Source organism: Arthrobacter sp. NPDC058097 (assembly GCF_042884885.1).
GTDB lineage: Bacteria > Actinomycetota > Actinomycetes > Actinomycetales > Micrococcaceae > Arthrobacter.
The window spans coordinates 69,164-95,977 of sequence record NZ_JBHVSZ010000015.1 but is presented as its reverse complement, the minus strand read 5'-3'; the positions used below and the strand labels follow the sequence as shown (position 1 = coordinate 95,977).

21 protein-coding genes are annotated in these 26,814 nt (G+C 63.2%); 8 read left to right on the top strand and 13 right to left on the bottom strand.

Features of this window, described 5'->3' with window-relative positions:
• Positions 1 to 65 precede the first annotated feature (65 nt).
• Genes trxA through dnaK form a run of 6 tightly spaced genes read right to left on the bottom strand, consistent with a single transcriptional unit; the run spans position 66 to position 6,800 of the window.
• Positions 66 to 494 (bottom strand): thioredoxin, encoded by a 429-nt coding sequence (gene trxA, locus ACFVTE_RS21515; RefSeq protein ID WP_387104113.1) that lies wholly within the window; start codon positions 492 to 494, stop codon positions 66 to 68.
• A complete protein-coding gene (clpB, locus tag ACFVTE_RS21510; RefSeq protein WP_387104111.1) occupies positions 491 to 3,127 on the bottom strand; it encodes an ATP-dependent chaperone ClpB in 2,637 nt (878 codons plus the stop codon). The genes trxA and clpB overlap by 4 nt, the downstream gene beginning before the upstream one ends.
• Entirely contained in the window at positions 3,124 to 3,438 is a 315-nt protein-coding gene (locus ACFVTE_RS21505; protein WP_377950842.1) for a chaperone modulator CbpM, read from the bottom strand. Before ACFVTE_RS21505 ends, clpB begins: the two co-directional genes overlap by 4 nt.
• Positions 3,435 to 4,376: a DnaJ C-terminal domain-containing protein gene (locus ACFVTE_RS21500; protein WP_387104107.1), complete on the bottom strand. Its 942-nt coding sequence runs from the start codon at positions 4,374 to 4,376 to the stop codon at positions 3,435 to 3,437. Before ACFVTE_RS21500 ends, ACFVTE_RS21505 begins: the two co-directional genes overlap by 4 nt.
• On the bottom strand, positions 4,369 to 4,899 hold the full coding sequence (locus ACFVTE_RS21495) for a nucleotide exchange factor GrpE (RefSeq protein WP_387104106.1): 531 nt from the start codon (positions 4,897 to 4,899) through the stop codon (positions 4,369 to 4,371). Before ACFVTE_RS21495 ends, ACFVTE_RS21500 begins: the two co-directional genes overlap by 8 nt.
• An 8-nt stretch (positions 4,900 to 4,907) precedes the next feature.
• Positions 4,908 to 6,800, bottom strand: a complete 1,893-nt coding sequence (gene dnaK, locus ACFVTE_RS21490) for a molecular chaperone DnaK (RefSeq protein ID WP_387104103.1) — start codon at positions 6,798 to 6,800, stop codon at positions 4,908 to 4,910.
• Positions 6,801 to 7,124: 324 nt separating this feature from the next.
• On the opposite strand from dnaK, the gene ACFVTE_RS21485 reads away from it, so the two are divergent.
• The 5 genes from ACFVTE_RS21485 (at position 7,125) to ACFVTE_RS21465 (ending at position 12,723) form a co-directional block, all read left to right on the top strand.
• Positions 7,125 to 8,798, top strand: coding sequence for a PucR family transcriptional regulator (locus ACFVTE_RS21485; RefSeq protein WP_387104101.1), 1,674 nt, complete (start codon positions 7,125 to 7,127; stop codon positions 8,796 to 8,798).
• A gap of 346 nt (positions 8,799 to 9,144) precedes the next feature.
• Positions 9,145 to 10,014 carry a S1C family serine protease gene (locus tag ACFVTE_RS21480; protein WP_387104100.1) on the top strand — a complete coding sequence of 290 codons (870 nt, stop codon included), beginning with the start codon at positions 9,145 to 9,147 and terminating at the stop codon, positions 10,012 to 10,014.
• A 66-nt stretch (positions 10,015 to 10,080) separates the two neighbouring features.
• A complete protein-coding gene (locus ACFVTE_RS21475) occupies positions 10,081 to 10,656 on the top strand; it encodes an HdeD family acid-resistance protein (protein ID WP_387104098.1) in 576 nt (191 codons plus the stop codon).
• Between the two features lie 37 nt (positions 10,657 to 10,693).
• Positions 10,694 to 10,957 carry a UBP-type zinc finger domain-containing protein gene (locus tag ACFVTE_RS21470; RefSeq protein WP_387104095.1) on the top strand — a complete coding sequence of 88 codons (264 nt, stop codon included), beginning with the start codon at positions 10,694 to 10,696 and terminating at the stop codon, positions 10,955 to 10,957.
• Between the two features lie 23 nt (positions 10,958 to 10,980).
• Positions 10,981 to 12,723, top strand: coding sequence for an FAD-dependent oxidoreductase (locus tag ACFVTE_RS21465; protein WP_387104093.1), 1,743 nt, complete (start codon positions 10,981 to 10,983; stop codon positions 12,721 to 12,723).
• A 395-nt stretch (positions 12,724 to 13,118) separates the two neighbouring features.
• On the opposite strand, the gene ACFVTE_RS21460 is transcribed toward ACFVTE_RS21465, so the two are convergent.
• The 4 genes from ACFVTE_RS21460 to ACFVTE_RS21445 all read right to left on the bottom strand — a co-directional run bounded on the left by ACFVTE_RS21460 (position 13,119) and on the right by ACFVTE_RS21445 (position 18,668).
• On the bottom strand, positions 13,119 to 14,372 hold the full coding sequence (locus ACFVTE_RS21460) for an amidohydrolase family protein (protein ID WP_387104091.1): 1,254 nt from the start codon (positions 14,370 to 14,372) through the stop codon (positions 13,119 to 13,121).
• 61 nt (positions 14,373 to 14,433) lie between these two features.
• The gene (locus tag ACFVTE_RS21455) at positions 14,434 to 14,889 is read right to left on the bottom strand and encodes a GAF domain-containing protein (RefSeq protein WP_387104089.1); all 456 of its coding nucleotides are present in this window, start codon (positions 14,887 to 14,889) and stop codon (positions 14,434 to 14,436) included.
• Positions 14,890 to 14,932: 43 nt separating this feature from the next.
• Complete coding sequence (locus ACFVTE_RS21450; protein WP_387104086.1) at positions 14,933 to 16,606, bottom strand: hydantoinase B/oxoprolinase family protein; 1,674 nt, start codon at positions 16,604 to 16,606, stop codon at positions 14,933 to 14,935.
• 10 nt (positions 16,607 to 16,616) lie between these two features.
• A complete protein-coding gene (locus tag ACFVTE_RS21445) occupies positions 16,617 to 18,668 on the bottom strand; it encodes a hydantoinase/oxoprolinase family protein (RefSeq protein ID WP_387104083.1) in 2,052 nt (683 codons plus the stop codon).
• Between the two features lie 581 nt (positions 18,669 to 19,249).
• Between ACFVTE_RS21445 and ACFVTE_RS21440 the strand changes: the two genes are divergently transcribed.
• The 3 genes from ACFVTE_RS21440 to ACFVTE_RS21430 all read left to right on the top strand — a co-directional run bounded on the left by ACFVTE_RS21440 (position 19,250) and on the right by ACFVTE_RS21430 (position 22,776).
• Positions 19,250 to 20,539: an MFS transporter gene (locus ACFVTE_RS21440; RefSeq protein ID WP_387104082.1), complete on the top strand. Its 1,290-nt coding sequence runs from the start codon at positions 19,250 to 19,252 to the stop codon at positions 20,537 to 20,539.
• Positions 20,536 to 21,360 carry an aspartate/glutamate racemase family protein gene (locus tag ACFVTE_RS21435; protein WP_387104081.1) on the top strand — a complete coding sequence of 275 codons (825 nt, stop codon included), beginning with the start codon at positions 20,536 to 20,538 and terminating at the stop codon, positions 21,358 to 21,360. Before ACFVTE_RS21440 ends, ACFVTE_RS21435 begins: the two co-directional genes overlap by 4 nt.
• Positions 21,361 to 21,777: 417 nt before the next feature.
• Positions 21,778 to 22,776, top strand: coding sequence for a zinc-dependent alcohol dehydrogenase family protein (locus tag ACFVTE_RS21430; protein WP_387104079.1), 999 nt, complete (start codon positions 21,778 to 21,780; stop codon positions 22,774 to 22,776).
• A gap of 195 nt (positions 22,777 to 22,971) precedes the next feature.
• On the opposite strand, the gene ACFVTE_RS21425 is transcribed toward ACFVTE_RS21430, so the two are convergent.
• Genes ACFVTE_RS21425 through ACFVTE_RS21415 form a run of 3 tightly spaced genes read right to left on the bottom strand, consistent with a single transcriptional unit; the run spans position 22,972 to position 26,811 of the window.
• A complete protein-coding gene (locus ACFVTE_RS21425) occupies positions 22,972 to 24,519 on the bottom strand; it encodes a helix-turn-helix domain-containing protein (RefSeq protein ID WP_387104078.1) in 1,548 nt (515 codons plus the stop codon).
• Entirely contained in the window at positions 24,512 to 25,594 is a 1,083-nt protein-coding gene (locus ACFVTE_RS21420) for a DUF917 domain-containing protein (RefSeq protein ID WP_387104077.1), read from the bottom strand. Before ACFVTE_RS21420 ends, ACFVTE_RS21425 begins: the two co-directional genes overlap by 8 nt.
• Positions 25,591 to 26,811 (bottom strand): hydantoinase/oxoprolinase N-terminal domain-containing protein, encoded by a 1,221-nt coding sequence (locus tag ACFVTE_RS21415; protein ID WP_387104074.1) that lies wholly within the window; start codon positions 26,809 to 26,811, stop codon positions 25,591 to 25,593. The genes ACFVTE_RS21420 and ACFVTE_RS21415 overlap by 4 nt, the downstream gene beginning before the upstream one ends.
• Between the last annotated feature and the right edge of the window lie 3 nt (positions 26,812 to 26,814).

The window sequence follows — 26,814 nt, the reverse complement described above, 5'->3', positions numbered from 1 at the left end:
AACGGTGACACCGCGCCCATAAGGGGTGGCGGGATACTGCCCGCGGTTCGTCCGCCGTTCTTGAACTATTCCGCGAGTGCCCCCTCCAACCAGGACCTCAGCACCGGCGCGGGAGCTGCGCCGGCCTGCCTCGCGACGATCTTGCCGTCGACGATGACCATCAACGTTGGCACCGCCTGAATGGCGAATCTGGCGGAGAGCTGCGGCGAGTGGTCCACGTCGACCTTCACAAGTTTGATGTGCCCCGCGCGTTCGTGGGCCAACTCGTCCAACACGGGGCTCACCATCCGGCAGGGTCCGCACCACACCGCCCAAAAGTCAACCAGTACCGGAACGCCGGACCGTTCGGCAATCTCGCCGAAGTCGTCGTCGCCCGCCTCAACCACCCAAGGAAGCTCCCGGTGGCAATTCCCGCACCGCGGCCGGCCCTCAGCGACAGCCGGCACGCGGTTGGATTTGCCGCAATGGGGACATTTGGTGATGGCCTTGTTCATGCTGTTCCGGCCCCCTCCAGCTCCATCGTGCTGTAGTCAACCACCAGTTCCCCTCCGGATGCGGTCACAGTGACCACTCCGCCTTCCGCGATGCTGCCACGCAGCAGGGCGCGGCCCACTTGCGTTTCCACCACATGGGAAATGTAGCGGCGCAGGGGGCGGGCCCCGTAGACCGGATCGAAGCCTCGTTCGGCTATCAGAAGGCGCGCCTCCTCGGTCAGGTGCAGCTCTATTTGCTGCTCGGCCAGCCGCTGCCGCAGCTGTTGGAATTGCAGATCAACGATGCGCTCGATTTGCGGCAGTCCCAAGGGTGCGAACAGGACCGTATCGTCCACGCGGTTGAGGAACTCGGGGCGGAAATGCGCCCGGAGCTCGCCCATCACCATGCCGCGCGCCTCCTCGGTGATCGCCCCGCCTTCGGCCGAACCCTCCAAAAGATACTGGGAGCCGATATTGGAGGTCATGATGATGACTGTATTGCGGAAGTCGACGGTCCGGCCCTGCGAGTCCGTAATCCGTCCGTCGTCGAGCACCTGGAGCAAGGTGTTGAAAATGTCCGGATGGGCCTTTTCCACCTCGTCGAACAGCACCACCGAGTACGGCTTCCGGCGTACCGCTTCGGTGAGCTGGCCTCCTTCGTCGTAGCCGATGTAGCCAGGAGGCGCCCCCAGCAGGCGGCTCACGGTGTGGCGCTCCTGGTACTCACTCATGTCCAGCCGGATCATTGCGTTCTCGCTGTCAAAGAGCGCCGCAGCCAGAGACTTTGCAAGCTCGGTCTTCCCGACGCCGGTCGGGCCAAGGAAGATGAAGGAGCCGATGGGCCGGCGGGGATCCCGGATACCGGAGCGGGCACGTATGATAGCGTCCGACACCGCGCTGATCGCTTCTTCCTGCCCCACGACGCGGGCGCGCAGAATTTCATCCAGGTGCAGGACTTTTTCACGTTCGCCCTGCTTCAGCCGTGCGACCGGTATGCCTGTCCACGCCGCGACGATGTCGGCGATCTCGTCCTCCGTCACCACCTCGCGGAGCAGGCGTTTTTCACCCTGTTTCGCGGTCAGCCGGTCCTCCTCGGAGGCCAGCCGCCGTTCGAGGTCGGCCAGTCTGCCGTAGCGTAGCTCAGCCGCCCGGTTGAGGTCGTAGTTCCTCTCGGCTTCCTCAGCGTCCTGCCGCAGCCGCTCCAGTTCACTGCGGATTTCCTGCAGTTTGTGGATCGCCTGGCGCTCGGCCTCCCATTGGGCCCTCTTCGCGTCGGCCTCAGCCCGCAGGTCCGCCAATTCACGCCTCAGCTCCTCGAGCCGGGTCTTGCTGGCCGGATCGGATTCCTTGGAGAGTGCTGCCTCTTCTATTTCGAGCCGGGTGACTTTCCGTGTGAGCTCATCCAGTTCCGCCGGCATCGAATCAATTTCCGTCCGCAGCCTGGCGCACGCCTCGTCCACAAGGTCAATGGCCTTGTCCGGAAGGAACCGGTCAGTGATGTACCGGTGGGAAAGGGTGGCCGCAGCCACCAGAGCACTGTCCTGGATCCGCACGCCGTGGAAGACCTCAAGCCGCTCCCGCAGCCCGCGAAGAATGGAAATGGCGTCCTCGACGTCGGGCTCGTCAACCGTGACCGGCTGGAAGCGGCGTTCCAAAGCCGCATCCGACTCAATGTGCTTGCGGTATTCGTCGAGTGTGGTGGCGCCGATCATGTGCAGTTCCCCGCGGGCCAGCATTGGCTTGAGCATGTTGCCGGCGTCCATTGATCCCTCAGACGCGCCTGCCCCGACGACGGTGTGCAGCTCGTCCACGAAGAGCAGGATCCTGCCTTCTGCCGCCAGCACCTCGGCCAGCACCGCCTTTAGCCGCTCCTCGAACTCGCCGCGGTACTTGGCACCGGCCACCAGGGCGCTCAGGTCGAGCGAGAAGATGGTCTTGTTCTTCAGCCCTTCCGGCACATCCTGCCGGACGATCCTCTGGGCCAGCCCCTCCACAATGGCGGTCTTGCCGACTCCGGGCTCGCCGATAAGCACCGGGTTGTTTTTGGTCTTGCGGGAGAGTATCTGGACGACCCGCCGGATTTCCGCGTCGCGGCCGATGACCGGATCCAGCTTTCCGGTGCGGGCGTCCGACACCAGATCGCGGCCGTACTTCTCAAGCGCTTCGTAGGTCTGTTCCGGTGTTGCCGATGTGACGCGCTGATTTCCCCGCACTTGGGTCAGTACCGACAGAAACGCCTCGCGGGTGATCCCGTGATCAGCCAGCACCCTTCCGGCCGCAGTGGACCGCCCCTCCTCCGCCAGGGCAACCAGCAGGTGCTCCACTGAGACATACTCGTCTTTGAGGCGCTTGGCTTCACGTTCGGCGGCGTCCAGGAGCGCGCCCAGCCTGCGGCTCACATACACCTGGCCCGGTGCCGCTCCAGGGCCCGTGACCTTTGGCTTGCGCCTCAGCTCGGCTTCGACGGCGGCCCTCAGCTCATCCACATCCACCTGCATGGCCACGAGCAGGCGCGGGACAAGGCCACTTTCCTGCTCCAGCAGGGCCAGCAGCAGGTGTTCGCCGTCGGTCTCAGTGTGTCCATTGCGTTGGGCTATGCGTTGAGCCTCTGCCAAGGCCTCCTGCGACTTTTGGGTCAAACTCTCCATGTTCATTGTGAAGCAGTCCCTTCCACCTGCGTGATTTCAACCAACCGTCGTTCAAGCGAGTCGACCCGCACCAACAGATCGAGTACCAACGGGATTGCCGCGTAGTTCAGCGACAGCTCCGAATGGAGTCTCATGACGCGCGCTATGAGTTCCGGGGCCCGCGGGCTGAACCATGGTCCGCCCGCGGCATCGCCAAGCGGCCGGATCAGATCCAAATCTACGAACCGCATGACGACGTCCGGGTGGACGCCGCTGCTGCGCGCCACCGCCTCGAGGTTCAGACGCCACGGATAGGCGAGCGGATATTCTCGGCTCATAGAATCCCCTCCCTCGGGTGGAAGTCGGACACAGCGGCAAGCTGCTCATATAGCTTGCGCACCTCACTGCTCAACCGCGGGGGCACCATGACGCGGATCTCTGCGTAGAGGTTCCCCGGCTGGCCCTTCGGATTGGGCACGCCCTGCCCGCGAAGCCGAAGCCTGCGCCCGCTGGAAGACCCGCCGGGAACGGTGATGGTGACCGGTCCCGCAGGTGCGTTGACCTTGATCTTGGTCCCGAGGGCGGCTTCCGACGGCGTGACGGGAAGGTCGAAGTGAATGTCCCGGCCCTTGAGCCGGTATCTGGCGTCCGGCTGGATGCGTACGGTCAGGAACAGATCCCCCGGCGGACCCCCGCCGCGGCTCGCGGCGCCCTCTCCCGCGAGGCGGATGCGCTGGCCGTCGAGTACACCGGGGGGCACGTCGACGTCATAGTTCCGGGCTTCACCACCGGGCTGCGCCAGGCGGACGGTGCGACGTCCGCCTCGGATCGCTTCGTCGAGGGTCAGCCGAAGCTCGGCTTCGTGGTCCGCTCCCTGTACCGGACCTGCACCCTGCTGACGGAACCAGCCCCCGAGCAGGTCCTCCCAATCGACGTCGCCACCCATATCGACGTCGACGTTGCCGTACCCGCCGCGTCCCGGCCGCGGACCTGGCCGAGGGCCGCCGGTCCCCCATCGCGGACCGCCTCCGGCCGGTCCGGCGCCGCTGCCGGCGTACTGCCGGAAATCGGCACCGAAACGGTCGTAACGGGCCCTCGTTTCGGCATCCGAGAGAGTGCTGTAGGCCTCGCCGATTTCCTTAAACCGCTCAGCGGCATCCGGATCACGGTTGACGTCCGGATGATATTTTCGCGCCAGTTTGCGGTAGGCGCGCTGGATCTCGTCAGCGTCCGCCGTCCGGGAAACGCCGAGAACGGAATATGGGTCGTTAGCCACGGTCAGCGTTCACCGCCCGGCTGACAACGACCGCCGCTGGCCTGAGGATGGTGTCCGTGCCGCCGTAGCCCGGGCGCAGAACGGTCAGCACCGTCCCCGGTGGAGCCTCGTCCGTTTCCGACACACTGACCACCTCATGAATCCGAGGGTCGAAGGGGACGTTCTCGGCGTCGATCCGCGGATAGCCAAGGCGGGACAGGGTATCGATGGCCTGGGATCGGATGGCGGCTATACCCTCGACGAGCGGGTCCCCGGCAGCCGGGGCGTGAGCCAAGGCCAGTTCCAGATTGTCGAGGACGGGCAACCACGCCAAAGAGACCGCTGCGCGCTCCTGTGCCCTTAACTGTGCGCCGTCCCGGGCGGCGCGCTTTCGGACGTTGTCTGCGTCAGCCAGCGCACGGCGCCACAGATCCTCCATTTTGGCCAGCGCGTCCGCCTGTTGCGTCGCTTCGTTATCCCTTTCACCGAGTGCGGCGGCATCTGCCTCGTTACTTCCTGGAGCCGGTCCTGCCTGGTCGCTCATGGCCGTTCCTAGCCACGGTCGAATTCCGCGTCGACGATGTCATCCTCATCTACATCGTTGGACGCTGCGGGCTGAGATGCGGATTCCTGACCCGCCCCTGCGGTGGCCGCAGCCGAGGCGCTCAGCGCCGACTGCAGCTGCTGAAGCTCGGAAATCAGTTCCCTCGCGGTGCCAACGTCTGCCTGGTTGCTGACGGCGTCGCGCGCCTGGCCAACCAGCAGTTCCGCTCGGGCCTTGTCGTGCACCGGGACTGCGTCACCTAGCTCATTGACGGCCCGCTCAACGCGGTAGGCCACCGCATCGAGTTCGTTGAGGGTATCGATCCGCTCCCGGTTCTGCAGGTCCTCGCTTCTGTGGGACTCAGCCTCAGCAATCATGCGCTCGACTTCCTTGGTGTCGAGGTTGGAGCCTTCGCTGATGGTGATGCCCTGTTCCTTGCCCGTGTCCTTGTCGCGGGCGGTCACGTTCAAAATGCCGTTGGCATCTACATCGAACGTGACTTCGATCTGCGGTTCTCCGCGGGGTGCTGGCCGGATATCGGTCAGCTGGAACCGGCCCAGCACCCGATTATCCGCCGCCAGTTCACGCTCCCCCTGCAAGACCACAACGTCCACGGCGGGCTGGTTGTCGTCGGCGGTGGAGAACACTTCGCTGCGGCGTGCGGGGATGGTCGTGTTGCGCTCGATGATCTTTGTCATCACACCGCCGCGGGTCTCGACACCCAGGGAAAGCGGCACAACGTCCAGAAGCAGGACGTCCGAGACCTCTCCTTTAAGCACGCCGGCCTGGATCGCCGCACCGATAGCCACGACTTCGTCTGGATTGACGCTCATGTTGGGATCTTTGCCGCCGGTAAGACGCCGAACGACGTTCTGCACAGCGGGAATGCGGGTGGAGCCGCCGACCAAGATCACTTCATCGATGTCGTTGGCCGTGACCTTGGCGTCCGTCATGGCCTGCTTGACCGGATCCATGGTGCGTTCCACCAGGTCATGGGTGATGTCTTCAAAAACGGAGCGCCTAACGGTGGTCGTCAGATGCTTGGGGCCCGTGGCGTCGGCAGTGATGAAGGGAAGGTTCACCTGGGTCTGGGTCACAGAACTCAGCTCGACCTTCGCTTTCTCGGCGGCCTCGAACAGGCGTTGCAACGCCTGGGGGTCCGACCGGAGGTCGATGCCGGCCTCCTTCTGGAAGTCGTCGGCCAGGTAATCGACAAGCCGGCGGTCAAAATCGTCTCCGCCGAGGTGCGTGTCACCCGCTGTGGAGCGGACCTCCACAACCCCGTCCCCCACGTCCAGCAGGCTCACATCAAAAGTTCCGCCGCCAAGGTCGAAAACTAAAACCGTCTCATGCTGACGTTTATCGATGCCGTAGGCCAGGGCCGCAGCAGTAGGTTCGTTGATGATGCGCAGGACTTCCAGCCCCGCGATCCTGCCCGCATCCTTGGTCGCGGTGCGCTGTGCGTCGTTAAAGTACGCGGGAACCGTAATGACGGCCTCGGTCACCTTTTCGCCCAACTGCTTCGCGGCGTCGTCCACTAGCTTGCGGAGAACGAGCGCGCTCACCTCTTCGGGGGCTACTTTCTTGCCCTGAACCTGAAAACGCGCCACGCCGTTGTCGTCCGCTACGACGTCGAAACTCACGGCCTTGGCCTCATCCGTGATCTCGTCATAGTGCCGGCCGATAAACCGCTTGGCCGACGTGATGGTTCCTTTGGGATTCAGAATCGCCTGCCGGCGGGCCAGTTGCCCCACAAGCCGTTCCCCGTTGTCCGTGTACGCCACAACCGAGGGCGTGGTCCGGGCGCCTTCGGCGTTGGGGATAACGCGGGCTTCCCCGCCTTCCCAGACGGCGATCACCGAGTTGGTTGTTCCAAGATCAATTCCTACTGCTTTGGCCATGACTCACTCCGGTCCTAGAGGGCGCGTTTCTGTCCTGCGGCGACGTCCGCCCGAAATTGCACCGCATGATTCCACCCCGTGTCCTGCTGGGCCGCGCGGCTCACGGGGCTGTGTCATGGGGCCTTACAGGTTGAGTCTGCCCGTGGAAGGGAGCGACGGCATGACCCTCGAGGGTCCAAATATGCTCCCGGTCTTTGACCTAGCAGGATAGGGTCCGCAGGCGTAGTCTGGATAACGCCGGGATGATTGGGGATCCGCCGCCACCTATCTCGCCCACGAACGAGGCCCTTAGCCGCGGACAGAGAGGGCCGGCAGGTAACTTGGATGTTCGATCGACAAAGGGCCGAGGAGACTCTCCTCAAGGCCACACAATCTGTTTCTACACTGGAATTTTGCCATGTGTCAGCATGCTTTCTAGTGGTGGACGGTCATCTGCTTCCCGGCCCGAACCGGGCGCCGACGCCCCTGGACCCCGATGTCGGCCAGTTCGACGCCAGGGATGCCGAACTTCCCTCCACAGGGCCGGGGTGGCGATACGCGCTTTCGACCTATGATGACAGCGGAGAACTGAACGGGTGCCTTGTCCTGCAGGCCCGCACAGCCCCGAGTCCGGCGCAGATGATCGAGCTACACGCAACGGCGGCAACTGCCCCCGGCGCAGTCGAGGAAGCGGCAGGAGCACACCAGCAGGAGCACAGGGCCCCGATTTCCAATGCCCCCGACGTGTACAATCGCCTGCGTATCCTCACGGCAACGGTACTGCAGCTCGAAACCCGAACGTCGATCCAGAACGCCCTCAATGGCACTCTCACAGCCCCCCTCGGACAAATGAGCTCCCGGGAGTCCCTTCTGGCGGAAGTACTCTCAGTGCTGACGGGGCACCCGGTCTGCACCGAGGACGCATTCGGCAACATCCGCGCCGCGGCCGGCACGAAATCCGGGCGTCCGTATCTCCGGCCCAGTGCGGCCGACAGGTCGCGGACGGTGCAGCTCTGGCACGCCTTCGGATTGCCGGTCCAAGAACCCCGAGGGCTCGTGGCGCTGGTTCTGCCGGACCGGGACGTGCTCGGAGCAATTTGCTTGCTCGAGAACGGCAGGCCCTACACGGCCGATGACATCTTCGCCTTGGAGTATGGAACGCGGCTCTTGCAGATCGAGTTGTCGCACCGCCGCAGCATTGCCCAGCTGGAACTGAAACTGGGGCGCGACCTGGTGGATGAATTGGTGTCGGGAATGGATGAAGAGACCGCAGCCGTGCGTGCCGAGGCGATGGGATATGACATCACGGGCCCGCAGCACGTCATCGTTGCTCAGTGGCAACCGCCAAGAACCGACGATACGGTCGTGGTCGCCCTGCGCAGAACGCTGCGGGAACTGCAGACGCCTGCCCTCGTTTCACGGCGTTCGGACATAACACTTGCCGTGGCTACGGGAGATCCGCTCGATACAGAGCTCTTTACCGTTGCGGCAAGGACTCTGCGCAGCGCCACCGGAGCCGTGGGCATCGGAGGTCCGAGCCACGATGTCACCCAGCTCCCACGTTCTTACGCGCAGGCCCTGCGTGCGCTGCACATCCGGGTACATTCCATCGACCCCTACGGTCTCACACGCTACGACCAGCTGGGGATCTACCGCATCCTTGACATGCCCGGCAGCGAAACTGACCTCTCCGGCTACGTCGCGGAGTGGCTAGGTGCACTGCAGAGTAACGACGCCCGCCGGGGATCCGATCTGGTGCACACCTTGGCGCAGTATCTGGATCATGGCGGCAACTATGACGACACGGCCGACAGCCTTGCCATCCACCGGAGCACGCTGCGATACCGGCTGAAGTCCATCCGGCAGATCACCGGTTTAGACCTTGCTGACCCCGAGACCCGCCTCAACCTGCACGTTGCCACGCGTGCCTGGCGCCTACGTCCGCACGAACGCGATGAGCCATTGCACGGCTCAGATCAAGCGCGAAACAGAAGCGCGCACCAGGTGCCTCGGATTTGACCTGAGGGACTCAAATTCGGGCCGTTTTTAGGCGTCGCGGGGCCATGCGGGCGCGACGGGGACGGAGGAGACTCAGACTGGTACATGTCGCCGTAGACGTCCAGAGAAGGCTGGGGATCCAATGAGTATGAGCAGACGAACGGCCGCCGAGGGCAAGGCCCCGCTCCCGTCGCCAGGACGCAGGAGGGCGTGGACCGCCCTCCTCGGCGCGGGGTTACTCATATTCGGGTCGGCGTGCACAGGGTCGCCTCCGGCTCCGGCATCACAGTCCGCCAGCGCTGGGGGTTCCAGTTCCACAGGAGACCTTTCAGCCGTTCCTGGGATCGTCAGAGAAGTTGAACCCTCTGTGGTCACGATCCAAACATCAGGGGGCATCGGCAGCGGAGTGGTCTACCGCAGCGACGGCACCATCGTCACGGACGCCCACGTGGTGGAGGACCAGCAAAAGAAGCCGTTCAAGAGCGTCCGGATCCACTTCGCGGACGGATCCCAGGCAACGGCCACTGTCGTCGGTGTTGACGACCCAACCGATGTGGCAGTGGTGAAGGCTGACCGTGGCAACCTTCCGGCAGCCAGGTTCTCGACAACACTTCCCGAAGTTGGGCAGCTGGCAGTTGTTCTTGGCAGTCCGCTGGGGCTGGAGCAGACCGTCACGGCAGGCATCGTTTCCGCACTTCACCGTAATATGCCACCGTCAGAGGGATCGCCGCAGGGGCTTATCGACCTCATCCAGACGGACGCCCCCATCTCCCCGGGCAATTCAGGTGGAGCGGTGGTCAACAGCAACTCTGAGGTCATCGGGCTCTCAGAAGCGTATCTGCCGCCCAGCTCGGGGGCCGTGTCCATCGGGTTCGTGACTCCCGCGGCGACCGTGACCGACGTAGCGGACCAGATCCTGAAGAGCGGGGTGGCCACACACGCGGTCCTTGGAATTATTCCGACCGACATCTCTCCTGAGGTCGCAAGCCGCTTTGGCCTCCCCACAACGTCGGGGGCGCTGGTCATCGAAGTTGCCCGCGGAGGACCGGCAGCCAAAGCGGGACTGCAGCCAGGAGACATCATCACGCAGTTCGACGGGCAGAAGATCGCGAGTGTGACCGACCTCCTGGCCGCTATCCGCAAGAAAGAGCCGGGGCAGCAGGCCGATGTCGAGTTCCAGCGCGGGCCAGACACGAAATCATCGAAAGTCACACTGGGGAGCACCGCCAAGGAATAGACCCTGTTCGAAGGCACTGAGTCAGCAAGTTTACGAATGAACCACTCCAGAAACAGAGGTCTGGCTATGTCTGACACACTTCCACAACAATTGTTCAAGGGATCAGGAACTGCGCTGATTGTCCGGGGCATTGCGGCCATTCTGTTCGGCATTGTAGTTGTCGTCTGGCCCGGTGTTTCCCTACTCGCACTGGTGATCCTCTTCGGGACCTACGCTGTCTTTGACGGCGTCACCAACATCGTGCACTACGTCAGGCGCATGAGGCGCCGGTCCGCCGTCTGGCAACTAGTAGGCGGCATCATCTCCGTGCTCGCGGGTCTCGTCGCGTTCATCTGGCCGGGCACCACCGCCCTGTCGCTGGCGCTCGTAATCGGTGTGTGGGCGGTTATTCTCGGTGTCTCCCAGATGGCTCTCGCCTTTGAAACCAGAAAGACCGTCGGGCTGTGGTGGCTCTGGCTGATCACAGGCATCGTCACCACTCTTTTCGGCCTCTTCCTGGTCTTCTTTCCCGGCCCGGGCATACTGAGTCTCCTGGGTCTGCTCTCGTCCTTCGCAGTTCTCTTCGGAATACTTCTGATCGCCTCCGGAGTCGGACTGCGCAGGCTGGGCGAAAGCCCCGGTACTAGGCTCTCGATGGGCTAAAAGCCTGCTAACGGGCCGGACCGACATAGGAGCCACCATGATTCCTGGAATTCGTGATCCGCATCTGGCGCGGATTCGTCCCGTTCGGGTGCGCACACCGCAGGGCTGCGAGGAATGCCTGTTGTTGGGCACGGCATGGGTCCATCTGCGTTTGTGTCTCACCTGCGGCCATGTCGGGTGCTGTGACTCCTCACCCATGCGGCACGCCCGGGCCCACGCCACCGAATTGCATCCAATCGTTCGTTCTCTGGAGCCCGGCGAGGACTGGCGCTGGTGCTATCCCCATGAGGCATTCGTCTAGGCTACCGGCGGGCGAACCAACTGATGCAACCTGTCGCAGGATCGACGCCGAGGGAAACGCCGGATGTCGGCGGCGCCTACCCACGGCTCGGCCAGGCCCAGATCGAATTGTTGGGCCGCGCCGGCACCAGCCGGGCTACCGCGGCCGGAGAAGTCCTCATCCAAGAGGGGACGGTTGGGGCTGATTTCTTCGTCATACTGCAGGGCACGGTAGTGGTCGTCGAGGGGCTGCACGCCGCCGGTGGCAGACAGCCTGCTGAGCTTGGCCCCGGCACTCGGATTCTCGAAGTTCACGGTCCGGGACGCTTCCTCGGGGAACTGGGCCTGGTCGAGGGGCAACCGGCCTTTGTCAGCACTGTGTCCGCCGAGGCGGGTGAAGTGCTTCAGATCAGCGGGGACGACCTGCGCCGTGCCGTCCTGACGGACGCCGCAGTGGGCGAGACCATCCTGCGAGCATTTCTACAGCGCCGGGTCCTGCTGATCAGCGCGGGCGCGGGCACCCGCATCGTTGGATCCCGCTTCAGCCGTGACACCCTTCGCCTCCTGGAATTTGCAGCCGCTAACCGCCTGCCTCACCACCTGGTCGATCTGGAGGATGATGAGCAGGCGCAGGGCATTCTGGACCGGGCCGGGATACTCGCGGATGAGCTGCCGGTGGTGGTGCTAAACGCCTCGCAGGTCCTCAAGAACCCGTCAAACGCAGAGCTGGCCCTTGCCATGGGCCTACGGGCGGTGAAAGAGCATTCGGCTTCGTACGATCTCATGGTGATCGGAGCCGGTCCCGCCGGACTGGCGGCCGCAGTCTACGCGGCGTCGGACGGGTTGTCGGTCGTCCTTAAGGAAGGCTTCGCGATAGGTGGGCAGGCCGGCACGTCGCCGCGGATCGAGAACTTTCTCGGCTTTCCCGCCGGAATCTCAGGTGGCGAACTCACTGAAAGAGCGATCATTCAGGCCCGCAAGTTCAGAGTGCAGATCAACGTCGCCTGCCGGGCACGCAGCATCGAATTGAAGGATGGCGAGATCCGCGCCGAGTTCCACGAGAGCGGCCCTGCATCCTCACGGGCAGCGCTGCTCGCAACCGGGGTTCATTACCGCCGCCTCCCAGTCCCCGGGCTGGAGAAATTCGAGGGGATCAGTGTCTTCTACGCCGCCACTGTCCATGAAGCCAGGCTCTGCGGATTGCAGCCGGTGGCCGTCGTTGGGGGTGGAAACTCCGCGGGACAGGCCGCGCTTTTCCTGGCTGGCGCTGGAGCACCAGTGCGGCTGGTGGTGCGCGGGGCAGACCTCTACGCGGACATGTCGAGATACCTCGCGGAACGGATCGAAGAACACCCGGGCATAGAAGTACTGCTGGGGGCCAACATCGTGGCCGTAGACGGTTCTGGCGCACTTGAACGGATCGTCGTCGATCTGGGAGCCACAGGCGAACAACGCAGCTTCGACTCCCGGTACCTCTTCATTTTCATCGGGGCCTTGCCGCACACAGAATGGCTGCAGGGCACCGTCGCCTTGGATGACCACGGCTTTGTCCTCACCGGGGCTGATCTCGAGGACCTTCCTCCTGAGTTCAGCCATCTGGGCCGCAGCCGGCTGCCCCTGGAAACCAGCGTCCCGGGGATGTTCGCGGCCGGTGATGTTCGGCATGGGTCGGTGAAACGGGTAACGGCTGCCGCCGGCGAAGGCTCAACAGCGGTGGCAATGATCCACGAGCACCTGCGCCTCCTTCGGGATGGACCGGCCAGCGCGCGTCAGGGTGACGGACACTGAAAGTCCAGCAGGACAGTCCCTATCCCCTGCAGTGCAACGTACGACGGCAACGGCACCCATCTCGCGATTTTCCGTCCAGTCGCCGCGGCCAATAAGACTGCCCGGGTCCCATCCACCAATCTGCCGAAAGACGCACGCGGGTCCGCGGCTTACCGCCGGTCAGCTTTTTAAGCTAAGCGGCATGAATCCCCGACGGCTCCGGATACTCCTGCACGTCTGTGAGGGAAGGAGAGCCCAGCTGACTCCCTGAGGGCGCGACGCATGGCTTCCACGGGCGCCGCCATGCCAGAGCTTCTGTCTTCAGTTGCCCTGTTGAAGCACACCTGTCCTGACATGTAGCTCCACGGAATCGCGGTTATCGGCGTTCGGAGATGCGTTCCATCTCGCACGTTTTCTTAGGCAACCGGAACGTCTAGCGGCAAGTCCGCCGAGCCCTGAAGGACAGCGGTGGACATGATCTGCCCGTCCTTGATGACGGTACGCGTCTTGCTTTCGTCCCAGAGGATCGAGGGTTCATTGAATGGATTCCCGTCCAGCACAACCAAATCCGCGCAGGACCCTCGGGTGATGCGTCCAAGGTCACCGCGGCCGAGCAAGGCGGCATTGGTTGATGTTGCCGACCGGAGTGCGCCGTACACGCCAAGCGCTTCACACTGCAGACGGAGTCCGGCCAGCTGCTCATCCTCAAGTTCACCCATGAGGTCTGTTCCGAACCCAATCCGGACCCCGGCATCTCGGGCCAGTGCCACGGCGTTCCTCCCGGCCTCCAGCACTTCCCGATTCTTGGCTGCTCCCACTTTGGTGAGGCCGACTTCCTCTCCGCGTCGTTCCATGGCCTCATAGGTCACCAAGGTGGGGACAAGATAGACGTCGTTTTCAGCCATTAGCTGCGCGGTTTCCGCGTCCAGCAGATTGCCGTGTTCGATGCAGCGAACCCCGTTAAGTACTGAATGGCGAATGGCCTCGGGCGAATATGCGTGAGCCGTGGCGTAGCTGCCCCGGCGGGTAGCCTCCTCCGTTACGACGCGGATTTCCTCCGCGCTGTACTGCGGAACCCGAATCGGATCGATCGGTGAAACAACCCCTCCGGAGGTCATTAGCTTTATGGCGGAGGCACCCGTGCGGAATCGGTGACGCACGGCCCGGAGCAGGTCATCGGCGCCGTCCACCACTTCGCACATGTGCCCGCCGTGGAAGCATCCTCCTTGGTTCGCGGCCCGGATGTCGCCGTGGCCGCCTGTCTGGCTCAGCGCCGGGCCTGTGAAGAAGTAGCGTGGACCAGGGTACAGACCCTCCTCGATGGCGCTGGCAAGGCCAACGTCCCCACCGGCAACGTCACGAACCGCAGTGAAGCCGCGGAGCAGTGCAGCCGCGAGGCGTCTTGCCCCGGCAAGTGCGGAATAGCTCAATGGCCCCGTCTCGTTCCTCGCGGACGTCAGGCTTAGGGCGTAGGCATGAAAGTGCGCATCGATAAGTCCTGGAATCACGGTTCGGCCGCCAGCGTCAAGGACGGCACCGGTCGATTCCACCTCCCGCCCTGTGGCGGTGATCCGGCCATCCCGGATGCTGATGGAGCCCTCAATCAAGTCAGGTGAAGCACCGTCGAAGATTAGGGCGTTGCGTATTGTCAAGCTTTCCGAAGTGGTCACGTGCGGTTCCTTCGTATTGCGTCCGCGGGCGGGCCCCCAATTGGTGCCCGCCCGCGGAGAACTAGTTGGCGGTGGTAAGAGCTTCTTCGAGCAGATGGACAGACCGCCGTGCGACGTCCACGGCCGCGTCCACCGAACTCTGGTCGTAGCTGCCCTCAGGTGCGAGGAAGTTCATGGATCCGATAGTCTGGCCGTTGCTTACAACCGGAACGTTGACGATGGCCCCGCAGCCCAGTGACTCGATGGTTGCCGAATCAAAGAAGAAAGCGCGGACCGCTTCCTTGTCCTCCCCCAGGAACGGCTGCTGTCCATTGAGCACCTGTTTCAGCCACACCGGGTTCGTGTCCCCGGCGAGGGTCTTCTTTCCGCCCACCGGATAGACATCGGGATGGGTAGTGTAGACGCGGGCCATACTGGTGCCGTTATCGGCAACGACGGAGGCGGTAAAGAGCGTGACACCGACTGCTTCCTGGGCGTGAGCGTACACGTCGTCGAAGGATTCAAATTGGGAACTCATAGAGTCCTTTCTTTTCTTGATGGAACCCATCCGCTGGCGGTGATTAGTAGCCGTAGTGCGTCTTAGCGAAGTCCTCGGTGATGAATCCGTTGACGATGTCGTAGGTGATGTCCTCGCGGGAGCGCTTGGACACATCTCCGAAGCCGCCCCCGCCTCCCACGGCGAGCCGGACGACGTCACCGGCCTTGACCTTGCGGGCGTTCGCCTTCAGGGTGCGAACCTCATCACGGCGGCCGGGGTTGATCACAACTTCGGGGCCCTGGGCGTCCGAGCCGCCGAAGAGCCCCCAGGCAGGGGTCTTTGACCGTTCGAACCAGAGCCCGACGACACAGTCGGCCAGGAATTCGTATTCGCGCACCACGCCGTTGCCGCCGCGGTACTGCCCAGGGCCGCCGGAGTTCGGGCGGATGGAGTACTCGTTGATTCGGAACGGGTAGCGGGTCTCCAACATCTCGATGGGCAGGTCCTTGAGTGAGCCGTTGACGTTGTTGATCATGGCGGATTCACCATCCGTGCCCTGCCAGGCACCCCAGCCGCCCAGGGTGGCTTCCATGGTGACGAAGTTCCGGCCGAAGCGGGTGTCGAACCCGGCGGCGGTGATGATCATTGAGTCACCGTGGCTGGCGCTGGCGACGCGTTCGGGCATGGCCGGGGCCATTGCCTTCGAGACGAGGTCGATCAGCAGCCCAAGGTGGGAGAAGTACCACTGGCACGGGGCCGGCGTTACGGCCCCGAGCACTGAACCGGACCGCACCTGAGTGGTCATTGGCCGGAACGATCCGCCGTTGGAGTTGGACTCTGGGCTGACAAGGAGTTTGTAGCCCACGCGCAGTGCCGAGACGGCCTGGGCGGCGCCGCAGTTGACCGGCCCCATGGTCTGGTCCGCCGAGCCGGTGACGTCGAAGTCAACGGTGTCGCCGGCTACGGTGATCCGCAGCTTGATCGGAATGGGAGTGTCCAGATTGATGCCGTCGTTGTCCAGAAAGCCCTCGGCTTCGTAGACGCCGTCCGGGATGTTGCTGACGGTCACACGCTCGATTTCCTCCGTTTGGCGGAAGATCTCATCCCGGGCGGCATCCAGCTGCTCCATCCCGTACCGGCCCACGAGCTCCTTCATTCGGGTGGTCCCCATCCGGAGGGCGGCGATCATCGCGTGCATGTCACCAATGGTCTGGTAGGGGAAGCGCACGTTGGTCCGGATCAGGTCCACAACCGAAGTCTCGATTCCGGCTTCGACCAGCTTGACCGGTCCCATCCTGAAGCCTTCCTGGAAGATATCTGTCGAGTCCATCGAGCCGCCCACATCTTTGGACCCCATGTCCATCCAGTGCGCACGGGTGGCGGCAAATCCGACCACCGCCCCTTCGTCGAAGATCGGAGCAAAAAGGGTCACGTCGTTCAGGTGGGTGCCGCCCAGGTATGAGTCGTTGAGGATCCAGATGTCTCCTTCCTGCCAGACCGCCCGGCCGTACATCTCCTCCACGGCGATGGAACAGGTTTCGAGGTTGCCGAGGAACAGCGGCAGGCCAGCGGACTGTCCGAGCACGCGGTGTTCGGTGTCCAGCAGGGCCACGACGCAGTCCCCGCCCTCATAGAGGATGGGTGAGTAAGCGGAACGGATCAGGGTGGCGTTCATGTCATCCGCGGCGCTGGTGAGCGCGTTGCGGATGATTTCCACGGTGACGGGATCCAGGGTTTTGACTGCTGCAATTGTCATTTTTGGTACCTCAGTTTCCTTCGACGTCTTCAGAGCGGATGACCAGGGAGCCGAACTCGTCGACCTTGACCTTGAACCCAGGGGGCACCACGGTGGTGGCGGTCTGCTCCACGATGATGGCGGGCCCTTCGAATGTGTGGCCGGCGCCGAGGTCGTCCCGGCGGACCACGATGGTGTCGTGCTCGACGTGGTCAAAGACCACCCGCCGGACTTCATGCTTGAACTCCGGGTCCTGTGCAGGGGCGTGACTGGGAGCTTCCAGCCGTCCCAGGTCGCCGACGGCCTGCGTCCGCAGCGTGACGATTTCGATCGGGGCGCCGAGGTTGGAGTGGCCGTAGCGCTCGTGGTACATCGCGGAAAAACGGCGAGCGAGGTTGGCCACGAAGTCGGGAGACTCGGGTTCGTCAGCGGACGTCAGTGGAACGTTCAGGGAGAACTCCTGAGACTGATAGCGGACGTCCACGGACGCCGTCGTGGCGCGGCTTTCCTCCGGAACCCCTTCCGAGACCAGTGATGACAGGCCCTCGACTTCCATAGAGCGGAGGATGCCGGCCATATCAGCCACATCGATGTCTTCGTCGAGGTAGAAGTAGGGTTCGGAGAAGTCCTTGCGGATGTTGGTTTGCAGCATGCCCCAGGCGGAGAAAGCACCGGGGAAGCGAGGAACGACCGTTTCCGGGATGCCGAGTTCTTTAGCGAGGAAGACGGCGTGCATGGGTCCGGCTCCGCCGAAGGCCACGAGGGAGAAGTCGCGGGGTTCGATACCCCTGGAGATGGTGATGGTCCGGATGGCCTGGGCCATCTGGGAGTTGGCGACGTCGCAGATGCCTTCTGCCATGGCGATGGGGTCCAGGCCGAGCTGGTCACCTACTGTTTTCAAGGCTGTTATCGCGGCTTCACGGTCCAAGGCGACCTGCCCGCCGGCGAACCAATCGGGGTCGACTCGTCCGAGCACCAGGTTGGCGTCGGTAACGGTGGGTTCCGTGCCGCCGCGACTGTAGCAGGCCGGTCCGGGGTTGGCCCCTGCGGAACGTGGTCCCACCCGCAGGCCGCCGGCTTCGAGCCAAGCGACGGAGCCGCCGCCGGCTCCGACGGTGTGGATGTTCACGACGCTCATGAGCATCGGCAGACCTTCTAGGTGGGCCTCTGTGGAGACGTCCGGCTTGCCGTCAACCACCAAGGAAACGTCAAAGGATGTTCCGCCCATGTCCACGCCGATGAGGTTGCGGTTTCCTGAGACACCCGCCAGTTCGACATCGCCCATGGCACCGCCGACGGGGCCGGAAAGCAGTGTCTGCAGCGGCCGCTTACGGGCGGACTCGGCGGTGAGCACGCCGCCGGAGGACTGCATGATGTGAAGCGGCGCTTCCACTCCCCGGTCAGCGAGTTTCTCTTCCAAGTCCAGGAGGTAGTTGCGTACGACCGGCCCCGTGTAGGCCTCTACGACGGCGGAGGACGTGCGCTCGTATTCGCGCCATTCCTTGGCTGCTTCGTGCGAAAGGGAGACTGTGAACTCTTCCCCGAGTTCCTCGATCAGGATTTCGCGGGCCCTGAGTTCGTGTGAGGGGTTCTTGTAGCTGAACAGGAACGCAACGGCGACGGCGCCGTAGCCCTCCTCCACTGCCCGGCGGGCCGCTTGGCGGACTGCCAGTTCGTCCAAGGGCACGAGTTCCTGGCCTTGGCTGTCCAGCCTGCCACCGACGCCGATGACGTCCTTGCGCTCGACCAGAGGGGCAGGCTTGCGGTACTGAGCATTGTAGAGCTCAAGCCGGGGGCCGCGAGCGATGTGATAGGTATCTTCGATGCCGGCCGTAGCCAGCAGTAGCACGGGAACCCCACGACGTTCCAGGAAAGCATTCAGGCCCTGGGTGGTGCCGTGCACCAGGAAATCGATGTCCGAGAGATCATCAACTATCGATTCGAGGCCCGCGATGACTCCGGCACTCAGGTTCCCCGGGGTGGTGGACGCTTTCGTAGCCGCATAGGTTCCGGCGGCCTGATCGTACGCCACGATGTCCGTAAAGGTTCCGCCGATATCCATCGACACCCTGTAGTTCGGCATGTGTATCTCCTCATGGTTCTGGAATGGCACTTGGTGTGTGCGAAATCACGCTACATGCGGGGGTGACCGAGTCGGTGGGCATACTGCATGCTCCGGCTATATCTGAATGGGCAGACTGCATAAGAGTGTTGTGCCGACGCCGGAACTGTCGAGGGCTGCGGGCTACGCACCACCGGCGAGGTCTAAGGCGCTTGCCAGGGCTTGGCAACAACGGCGGATAGAGCCTGCCCAATATCACCAAAAAGCAAAGTTATTGACCTGCGCAGAGGGTGCCCTTTTCGAAGAGCAGTGCTTCACGCCCAACCAGGTGAATCCGAAAAGTGCAAAGTGAACACTGCCTGAGCACTCTTCATTTGTAGTGTGAGTGCAATCACTCGGCGGGAGGCCAGGAAGAGCTACTCCGAGTGGAGGCTTGGACGAGCTGCTCCGAGGTGCATTCCTTGATATCCGGGCCGTTCTCCGTGCACAGAAACGCTGCGTGTACTTCTTATCCTGTCCAAAATATCGGAGGTCAAGACATGTCCAGTATCGACCCACTCATTTCAGGGCCAGCGCCCGGGACTGCGAGTCCACCTCGCTCCATGGCCGTCGGGCACGCGTTCCGCGACATGCCTTTCGGGTCCATCCACTTCAAAATCTGCGCGGTCCTCTTCTTCGCTTTCGCAATCGAAGCCTGGGAAATGCTCATGCTCACCTATGTTGCTGGTGATCTGGCTACCAGCCTGCAGGTCGGTATGACGCAGGTAGGAATCGCCATCTCGGCGCTCTTCCTGGGCATGATCCCCGGGTCACTAATTTGGGGGCCCATCTCAGACCGGATCGGAAGGAAAGCGACGTGCGCATGGAGCTTCGCCGGTTATGGCGTCTTCACGCTCCTGAGCTGCTTCGCACCGAACTTTGAGACCCTCTCGGTGGCTCGCTTCCTCTCCGGGCTGTTGTTCTCCGGCGTCTTCACCGTTACTTTCCCCTATTTTGAAGAACTGCTCCCGGTTAAGGTCCGTGGAAGGGCCACCGTCTATCTTGCCGCAGGGTGGCCGATCGGTATCCTAGCCGCCCTCGGTACCGCTGCTCTGATCGGAGGGCACGGCTGGCGCTGGGTCATTGCTGTTAGCGCACTTGCCAGCCTGTGGGGCATCGTTCTCTATAAGGTCGTTCCGGAATCTCCGTACTGGCTGGCCAGGCGGGGCCGGAACGAAGACGCGCATGCTGTCCTCGAACACCTGGGAGCACGAGGCATCTCCCGTGACACCATTTTGACGGTGTCGGAGGGCAAGAAGCAGTCCATCTGGAGCCTCTTCAAGCGGAAGATGGGCCGGATCACGGTCATTCAAGTCCTTATCAACTTCACCTTCTCTTGGGGCTACTGGGGACTTCAATCGTGGATGCCGACATTGCTTGAAGGGCGAGGACTGAGCGCCTCATCAAGCTTCTCCTTCATCGCCCTGAGCGCGGTCCTCATGATCCCCGGATACATGACGGCCTCCTACCTGACCGGACGTTTTGGCCGCAAATGGATATTCACGATCTACGTCCTCGCCGCGGCGGGCGGCGGTTTCTTCTTCGGGACAGCCTCAACCGAGACTGAGATGTATATCGGCATGTTCTCTCTGGCCTTCTTCGCCCTTGGAGCCTGGGGGGTCTGGGACACGTGGATGGGCGAGCTCTATCCCTCGGCCCTTCGCGGCTCAGGTTACGGGTTCGGGATTTTCGGTCAGCGCGTTGCAAATACGGTCGCACCGAGTCTTGTCGGGTTCCTCCTAGCCTCCGCCGCCGGAGCTACCTCAACAATCCTGTTTATCAACATGTTCTTGTTTGCAACGGTCATCCTCGGCCTGTTCTTGCCCGAAACCGAAGGAAGTGAATTGGAATGATCACCCCCAACAACGATCTCGACGCCCTCTCGAAGAACACCCGAATCCTGTGGATCAACCCGCTCTACACAGATGTGTACAACCGAGCGATGGCGGATTCCTTCCGCCAGATAGTTCGTCCCGGCACCGAAGTTGATGTCGTTTCCCTTGACGGCGAGGGCCCCTCCCACGTTGAATACAACGCCTTCGAGGCACTTATGCTTCCACAGCTGTTGCGAACGGTGCGGTGGGCGGAAGAAGAAGGCTATGACGCCGCCGTCATCGGTTGTTTTTACGACCCGGCGCTGCGGGCGGCACGCGAAATCACCGATCGCATGGTGGTTGTCGGCCCGGCGCACTCGGCGCTGAGCATCGCCGGAAGTCTGGGCGAGCGTTTCTCCATCCTCGTCGGACGGAAAAAGTGGATTCCCGAGATGGCCGAGAACGTCCATCGTTGCGGCGCATCAGAGCGTCTTGCCTCATGGCGCGTGCTCGAAATGGGCGTCGATGACTTCCAGGAGGACCCGGCACTCACGGAAAAGCGGATCATGACAGAAGCCCGCAACGCCGTAGAGCAGGACGGCGCAGACGTCGTCGTCCTCGGCTGCACAGCCGAATTCGGATTTTTCCGAACGGTTCAGGAGGAAATTGGCGTACCCGTGATCGACGCGACCGTGGCCCCGCTCAAACATGCCGAGCAGCTCGTCGACTCGGTCCGCCGGTTCGGTTGGACGCACAGCAAGCGCCTGGGCTACGACGGGCCCACGGCCCAAGACCGCCAGCGGTTCTTCCCGGCTCTCGAGCCAAAGCACATGGTGTCAATGACCGCTGTGTCCTCGTAAATACATCGCACCGCTCGTCACACCGACCGCTTGCGCGTCACAGAGTCGCTCCAACCCTAGGGCATCTTTGGCCGCAGGGTACCCCGATACCCTCGCTTGCCTCGACATCCCGTGATCGAGGCAGGCGAGGGAACCCTTGCGGGTCACTAGCAATGCAGGGACGGGTACCCGCACCCTTTCCATAACCCCCGGTGGCATCAGCGCCGGCTAACCCAATCAAAATCTAACGTGGCACATAGCACCACGCATAAACGGAGGTACGGCGATGTCCAGACGGCCCTTATGCATCAACCCCATGATCACCCATGCCTACCATGTCCCTATCGAGAAGCCTCTCCGCGGTGAGGTGCGTGATGACGAGCAGCAAAGCCCAGGCCTGCTGTCCGCTATCAAGCCCAACCTCTCGCTGGTCCAGCCATGAGCAGGCAGGAATCCGCGGTTGTCTTCCGCGAATTCGGTGGCCCTGAAGTGCTGGCCGTCGAAACCGCTTCTCCACGTCAAGTCGGCGATAACGACGTCCGCATCAACGTCGCAGCATTCGCACTGAACCGGGCAGATCTCATGTTCATCCACGGAGAGCACTACACCATCCCGGTGTTTCCCTCGCGGATTGGTTCCGAGGCAGTGGGAACCGTGACCGAGATCGGCAAGAAGGTCACCGCCTTCAACATCGGCGACCGCGTCACGAGCATTCCCTTCTTCACCACAACCGACGGCATACAGGGAACAACAGCCGTCCTACCGGCAGACTACGTAACCCTTGCCCCACCAGAACTTTCGGATGCCCAGGCCTGCTCTGTTTGGATGCAATATCTCACGTCTTACTTCGCCTTCGCAGAGGTAGCCAATCTCGGACCCGAAGACACAGTGCTCGTAACGGCTGCCGCCAGTTCGGCCGGGCTTGGCGCCATCGAGATAGCACGCGCGCTGGGGGCGAAAGTGGTCGCGACGACGCGCTCGGAGAAGAAGCGATCGCTGCTCCTCGAGGCTGGCGCAAACGAAGTAGCCCTCGTGGGGGTCGATGACCTCGGCGAGGTCATCGACCGCACCACCGATGGCAAAGGCGTGCGGGTCGCTTTCGATCCTGTTGGAGGAGAGTCCCTCGGCACCTACGTCGATCACCTCACACCCAACGCCGTCATTTTCGGCTACGGAACGCTGAGCGATTTGCAGCCTGTTGTCCCTATTGCCGCAATGTGCAGAACTCAATCGGTTTTCCACCCGTACTCAATGTTCAACCACGTCGGGCGGGCCGATGAGCGGCGGCGGGGTGTTGACTTCATCCTGGAGCGGATTAGCTCCGGGGCCCTGCGGCCCAGAGTCGACAGGGTCTTTGCTTTCGACCAAGTGCTTGATGCCTACCGCTACATGGAGTCGAACGAACAATCAGGGAAGATTGTTGTCGAACTAAGCTAGCCCTGCCGCGCCTGGATCCGTGTCCGTGGAACAGTCCGGCGGGCACGGACCGGGGGTCGGGCTCAGGCGTGGACCGCGCCGTCACGCACAGCTGAGACATGTGGACGCGGGGTGTGCTGGTGCCCGGCGTTCGATGGGCGCAGTTTGAAGCCGCCCGCCCGGAGCCAGACATACTCCGCGCAATTGCTGGAGGAATCAGACTGGGAACTCGTGGGAGTCATTTCTGGTTTTCCGTGGGTCTTCGGAGGTCGTTTCCTCAGGCATGGATCGCCGCAGGACTTTGGCGATGAGGTGGACGGACAGCACCTCCGAGGGGACATCCAGCGGGACGCCGAGTTCCCGTGCCCGGTTAAGCCGGGCCTGCAGGGTGTTCCGGTGCAGGTTAAGGGATTTCGCAGCGAGGCTGACTGAGCCGCGGTGATCGAGGAAGACTGCCACCGACGTAATGATCACATCGCGGTCGGGGGACGCCATCAGTCGTGGCAGTGCCAGTTCGGCCACGAGTGCGACTGCGTCCATGTCGACAAAGGTCGTGGCCGCGACCACCCCGAGGCTGGCGAAGCCTAGAACCGTACCGGGCCCCGTTGACCGGGCGGACGCAGCAGCCAGCCGCGCCTCACGCACAATCAACGCCAGCGCCGGGACCTCCTCCTGCCACCGGGACAGTCCCGCCACCAGGCCAAGCTCGGCAAGAGCCGGCCCCAGACGTGCCCTGATTCGGGTTTCGAGCTGGGTCGAGGCGTCCTGATCCCCGGCCGGTACGAGCGTCAGCCAACCGCCTTGAACCTCGGCCAAGGGGCTGCGTACTGTGACCTTGCGCCAGAGCAGGCGCAACACGGCCGTCAGTTCGGGCCGATGGTCTTGCACCGGCCCGCTGCGGAACCACACGGCCACGTACGCTTCCCCTTCGCGCCAGCCCAACTGGTTCAGCAGATGTCGGTGTTTTTCCTCGAACTCCGCGCCTGACGCGGCAGGGTCCTTATCCAACCCGGCGATCGCTGCCGTGGGAGCGGCGCGGGCGGTGCTGAGTAGGTCCTCCAACAGCCAGGCAGCCTTCACCGCGGGGGTGGCCACCTCAAGGATTGAGCGGACCAGGCGCAGGTTGTGGACGCCGGAAGTGGGCACGCGGGCCGTCAGGGCGAAGCGGACGGCACTATTGGCCGCGCCGACTTCCACGGTGATGACTTCGTCAGTCTCCCGTGGAGGCATCCCGGCGGAGACCAGAACCACACCGTCGTACTCCAACGAAACTGCGACCCCGTTCAGTTCCCTGGAGATGGTCTTGAGGACATCACCGAGTGTCGTGTCCTTTGCGACTGTCCGGACGACCCTGGCCAGTTCCGCATCGACCACTGACAGGGCCGCTCCGATCTCGGCCGCCAGTGCCAAGGCAAGCGCTGCAGGCTCCCCGTCAGTGGCCAGCAGCGTGATGCCCAACCGCTCCGCCAATCCGACCGCCGCGCTTGCATAGGCGCTGCCGGCCACGACGACGGCGCTGGCCCGCCGCTCCCAGGCGTGTCGCAGCGCCGCGGACACCAGCCAACCGCCTGATCCCATCTCTGAGGAGAGGACCACCACAGTATTGGGCCGCACCTGCCGGATTGCCTCCAGCTGGGAGACGAGAACAACACTTTCTATCAATCCGCTGGATGGAGTGAGATATAGCGGCGTGGTGCCACGAAGGGAGCCGTGCGCCAAAAGCCCGGCGACATCGAGCCGGGTTTCATTTTTTGATCTACGCATGTCGACGCCTTGGGTGCACGATCGGAATGCCGAAGGCCTTTGGCTCGGTGAGATCAAGCCCTGCCTCCGTGTACCACTGCGCCGCTGCCGTGATCTTCACGATGTCCATGACGTCGCCCACCTGGACGTCATCAATGTTGACAACCGTGCCCTGCTCGGAATTGAGTAGCGTGACCATGTCCGGGACGGCTGCTGTTACCGCACCGTCCACGAGGACCAGCAGGATCTCATTCTGGATTTCAAGACGGACGATGCGTCCGGTGGTTTCGTCTTCGAGCGTTACGCTGGACGGCTGGGCCGGCAGGCCGAGGTCGGTGGGCCTGGAGAGGCTTTCGATGTGGCTCACGCGGGCGCGGGCGATGCGCGTAGTGCCGAGGAGATCAGCGAGCAATAACAGTTTTCTCTCAACCGGGGTGCTCGCGTCGAGGATTTGCCCGATCCGGATCATCCGGCTGATGGAGCCATGAACGCCATGCTCCCTCAGCTGTTGTGCGGAACACGGATACATGGCGGTGGCTGCCCAGCCGCCGAGTTCAGTCACCAGTGCACGCACCAGCGTTTCGGCCCGCTGCGGGCTCTGGACCTCAACCACCGCCCGTTCCCCGGTTACCCCCATGAGCGCGATAGGGCCGATCGCCACGTTTCCAATGTTCAGAGTTGTCTGGCTGATCAAGGGAAAGACGCGGCCCATGGGGTCGGAATCGATGACCGGCAGCGAGGACTGCAGCCCAACCATGAGGGGGACGATTCCGTTGATGTTGGCGGCGGCGAGCGAATAGATCGCCCGCACCGGCCGGCCGAGACTGGCCTCGATGGCACGGATGCAGCCTAGGAACTCATCGCCCACGGGAGGCATGTCGGCGATGAAAAGGCCTTGCGTTACCATTCCGACCGCCACCACCAGATCGTCGGGAGCAAGCTCGTCGACGGTGATGAGTTCCAATGACCGGTCCTCCATGGCCCGCTGGATCATTTCTGCGTAGACGTAGATGGCCGTCGGGTCGATGGTGCAGGTCAGGAAGTGGGCCCCGGTGCGGAGGTTCCGGATGTCCTCAGTAGTGAGTATGGTGCTCATGGGTTGGTTCCCCGCGCAGCTGCGGGCAGCACGGGTTCCTCGTCGGCGGACGATTCTCCTGCCGCTTGGACCCGGATTCGAACGATTCCGGGGTGGCCGTAAGGCATGGCATAGACGTTCGATTCAAGGATGTGGGTTTGCCCGGGGCTGGCGCCCAACTGGACTGCCGCTGAGTGGGCGTCCTCTTCGGCGAGGTTCTGTACGCGTTTCAGGTCAACCCGGCCGCTGACGGTCTCGAGCCTGTCGATCCACGCTGTCAGCGGCGCCACGGCAGGTCCCACCAGTGCGGCGTCCTTCACCGCCGGCTGAGTGGGCACCAGCCCGAAGGGCAGCGCACTCTCCTGCCGCTCGCGGATGTCGGCAATCACGGAGGGGAAGTCGGTGCGAACCGGGTGGTGGACGGTGTACGGCTCGAGAATGGCGGCGTTGCTCGCGAGGCTTGCGTCAAATCCTTGGCGAATGAGGCTCCTGGCGACAGGCAGGCCTCCGTGGATGTGGCCCACGGTGGCCCCAGCCTCCATGCAGAGAATCACTTCCCCCTCGGGGACTCCCGCCAACGTGGCCGCGCCAAGGATTCCCATCGCAGGCTCGGCGCGCAACCCGTGCACAGGCGCCAACGCCAGCCGTGACAGAGGCGCGCGGCCGCCGTCGTTCTTTGCAAACGACAAGTGCGTGGCCGGGAACTGGCGCCGGCCTGCCTCCTCAAGCATGGCAGCCAGCTCTTCCCCCGTCTCCATCAGGGCGCTGTTAAGGATGGCCGTGTAGTCGCGGTCCCGGAAAACACTGGAATAGAAGTCACTGGAAATACTGATCCGCATGTCTCTGTCGTTGCTTAGGATGGCATCAGCTATGCGCATTTCGTGGTCCTTTGACGCCGTCGAACCGACTGAAGTGATCGCCACGTTCCGTACGTCACTGGCAAGGATGCCGGGGAGATCGGCCAGGAACGCCTCCAGGTCCAACCGGGCCAGAGGCCGTCCCCGCAGGTCGTGACCCCCGCGGACGTGCACCGTCCGGGTCACTGCCGGCTTAACAAGGGGTGGCAGGACGGTCATGTGGAAGTCGTCCGCGGGGGGACGGGGCGAAATGCGGATGGCGACGACGTCGGCCAGCTTCCGCTCCACCAAGACCCGTCCGACGTCAGCGGTGATCTCCGCGATGCCTGACCCGAACTCCCGACGGAGCACTGACAGGGACGATTCCAATGCTTCCGACAAGCT

Coding starts and splice junctions, on each gene's coding strand:
- trxA (WP_387104113.1), bottom strand. CDS start 494: ATGAACAAGGCCATCACCAAATGTCCCCATTGCGGCAAATCCAACCGC.
- clpB (WP_387104111.1), bottom strand. CDS start 3,127: ATGAACATGGAGAGTTTGACCCAAAAGTCGCAGGAGGCCTTGGCAGAG.
- ACFVTE_RS21505 (WP_377950842.1), bottom strand. CDS start 3,438: ATGAGCCGAGAATATCCGCTCGCCTATCCGTGGCGTCTGAACCTCGAG.
- ACFVTE_RS21495 (WP_387104106.1), bottom strand. CDS start 4,899: ATGAGCGACCAGGCAGGACCGGCTCCAGGAAGTAACGAGGCAGATGCC.
- dnaK (WP_387104103.1), bottom strand. CDS start 6,800: ATGGCCAAAGCAGTAGGAATTGATCTTGGAACAACCAACTCGGTGATC.
- ACFVTE_RS21485 (WP_387104101.1), top strand. CDS start 7,125: ATGTTCGATCGACAAAGGGCCGAGGAGACTCTCCTCAAGGCCACACAA.
- ACFVTE_RS21475 (WP_387104098.1), top strand. CDS start 10,081: ATGTCTGACACACTTCCACAACAATTGTTCAAGGGATCAGGAACTGCG.
- ACFVTE_RS21470 (WP_387104095.1), top strand. CDS start 10,694: ATGATTCCTGGAATTCGTGATCCGCATCTGGCGCGGATTCGTCCCGTT.
- ACFVTE_RS21465 (WP_387104093.1), top strand. CDS start 10,981: ATGCAACCTGTCGCAGGATCGACGCCGAGGGAAACGCCGGATGTCGGC.
- ACFVTE_RS21455 (WP_387104089.1), bottom strand. CDS start 14,889: ATGAGTTCCCAATTTGAATCCTTCGACGACGTGTACGCTCACGCCCAG.
- ACFVTE_RS21450 (WP_387104086.1), bottom strand. CDS start 16,606: ATGACAATTGCAGCAGTCAAAACCCTGGATCCCGTCACCGTGGAAATC.
- ACFVTE_RS21445 (WP_387104083.1), bottom strand. CDS start 18,668: ATGCCGAACTACAGGGTGTCGATGGATATCGGCGGAACCTTTACGGAC.
- ACFVTE_RS21440 (WP_387104082.1), top strand. CDS start 19,250: ATGGCCGTCGGGCACGCGTTCCGCGACATGCCTTTCGGGTCCATCCAC.
- ACFVTE_RS21435 (WP_387104081.1), top strand. CDS start 20,536: ATGATCACCCCCAACAACGATCTCGACGCCCTCTCGAAGAACACCCGA.
- ACFVTE_RS21430 (WP_387104079.1), top strand. CDS start 21,778: ATGAGCAGGCAGGAATCCGCGGTTGTCTTCCGCGAATTCGGTGGCCCT.
- ACFVTE_RS21425 (WP_387104078.1), bottom strand. CDS start 24,519: ATGCGTAGATCAAAAAATGAAACCCGGCTCGATGTCGCCGGGCTTTTG.
- ACFVTE_RS21420 (WP_387104077.1), bottom strand. CDS start 25,594: ATGAGCACCATACTCACTACTGAGGACATCCGGAACCTCCGCACCGGG.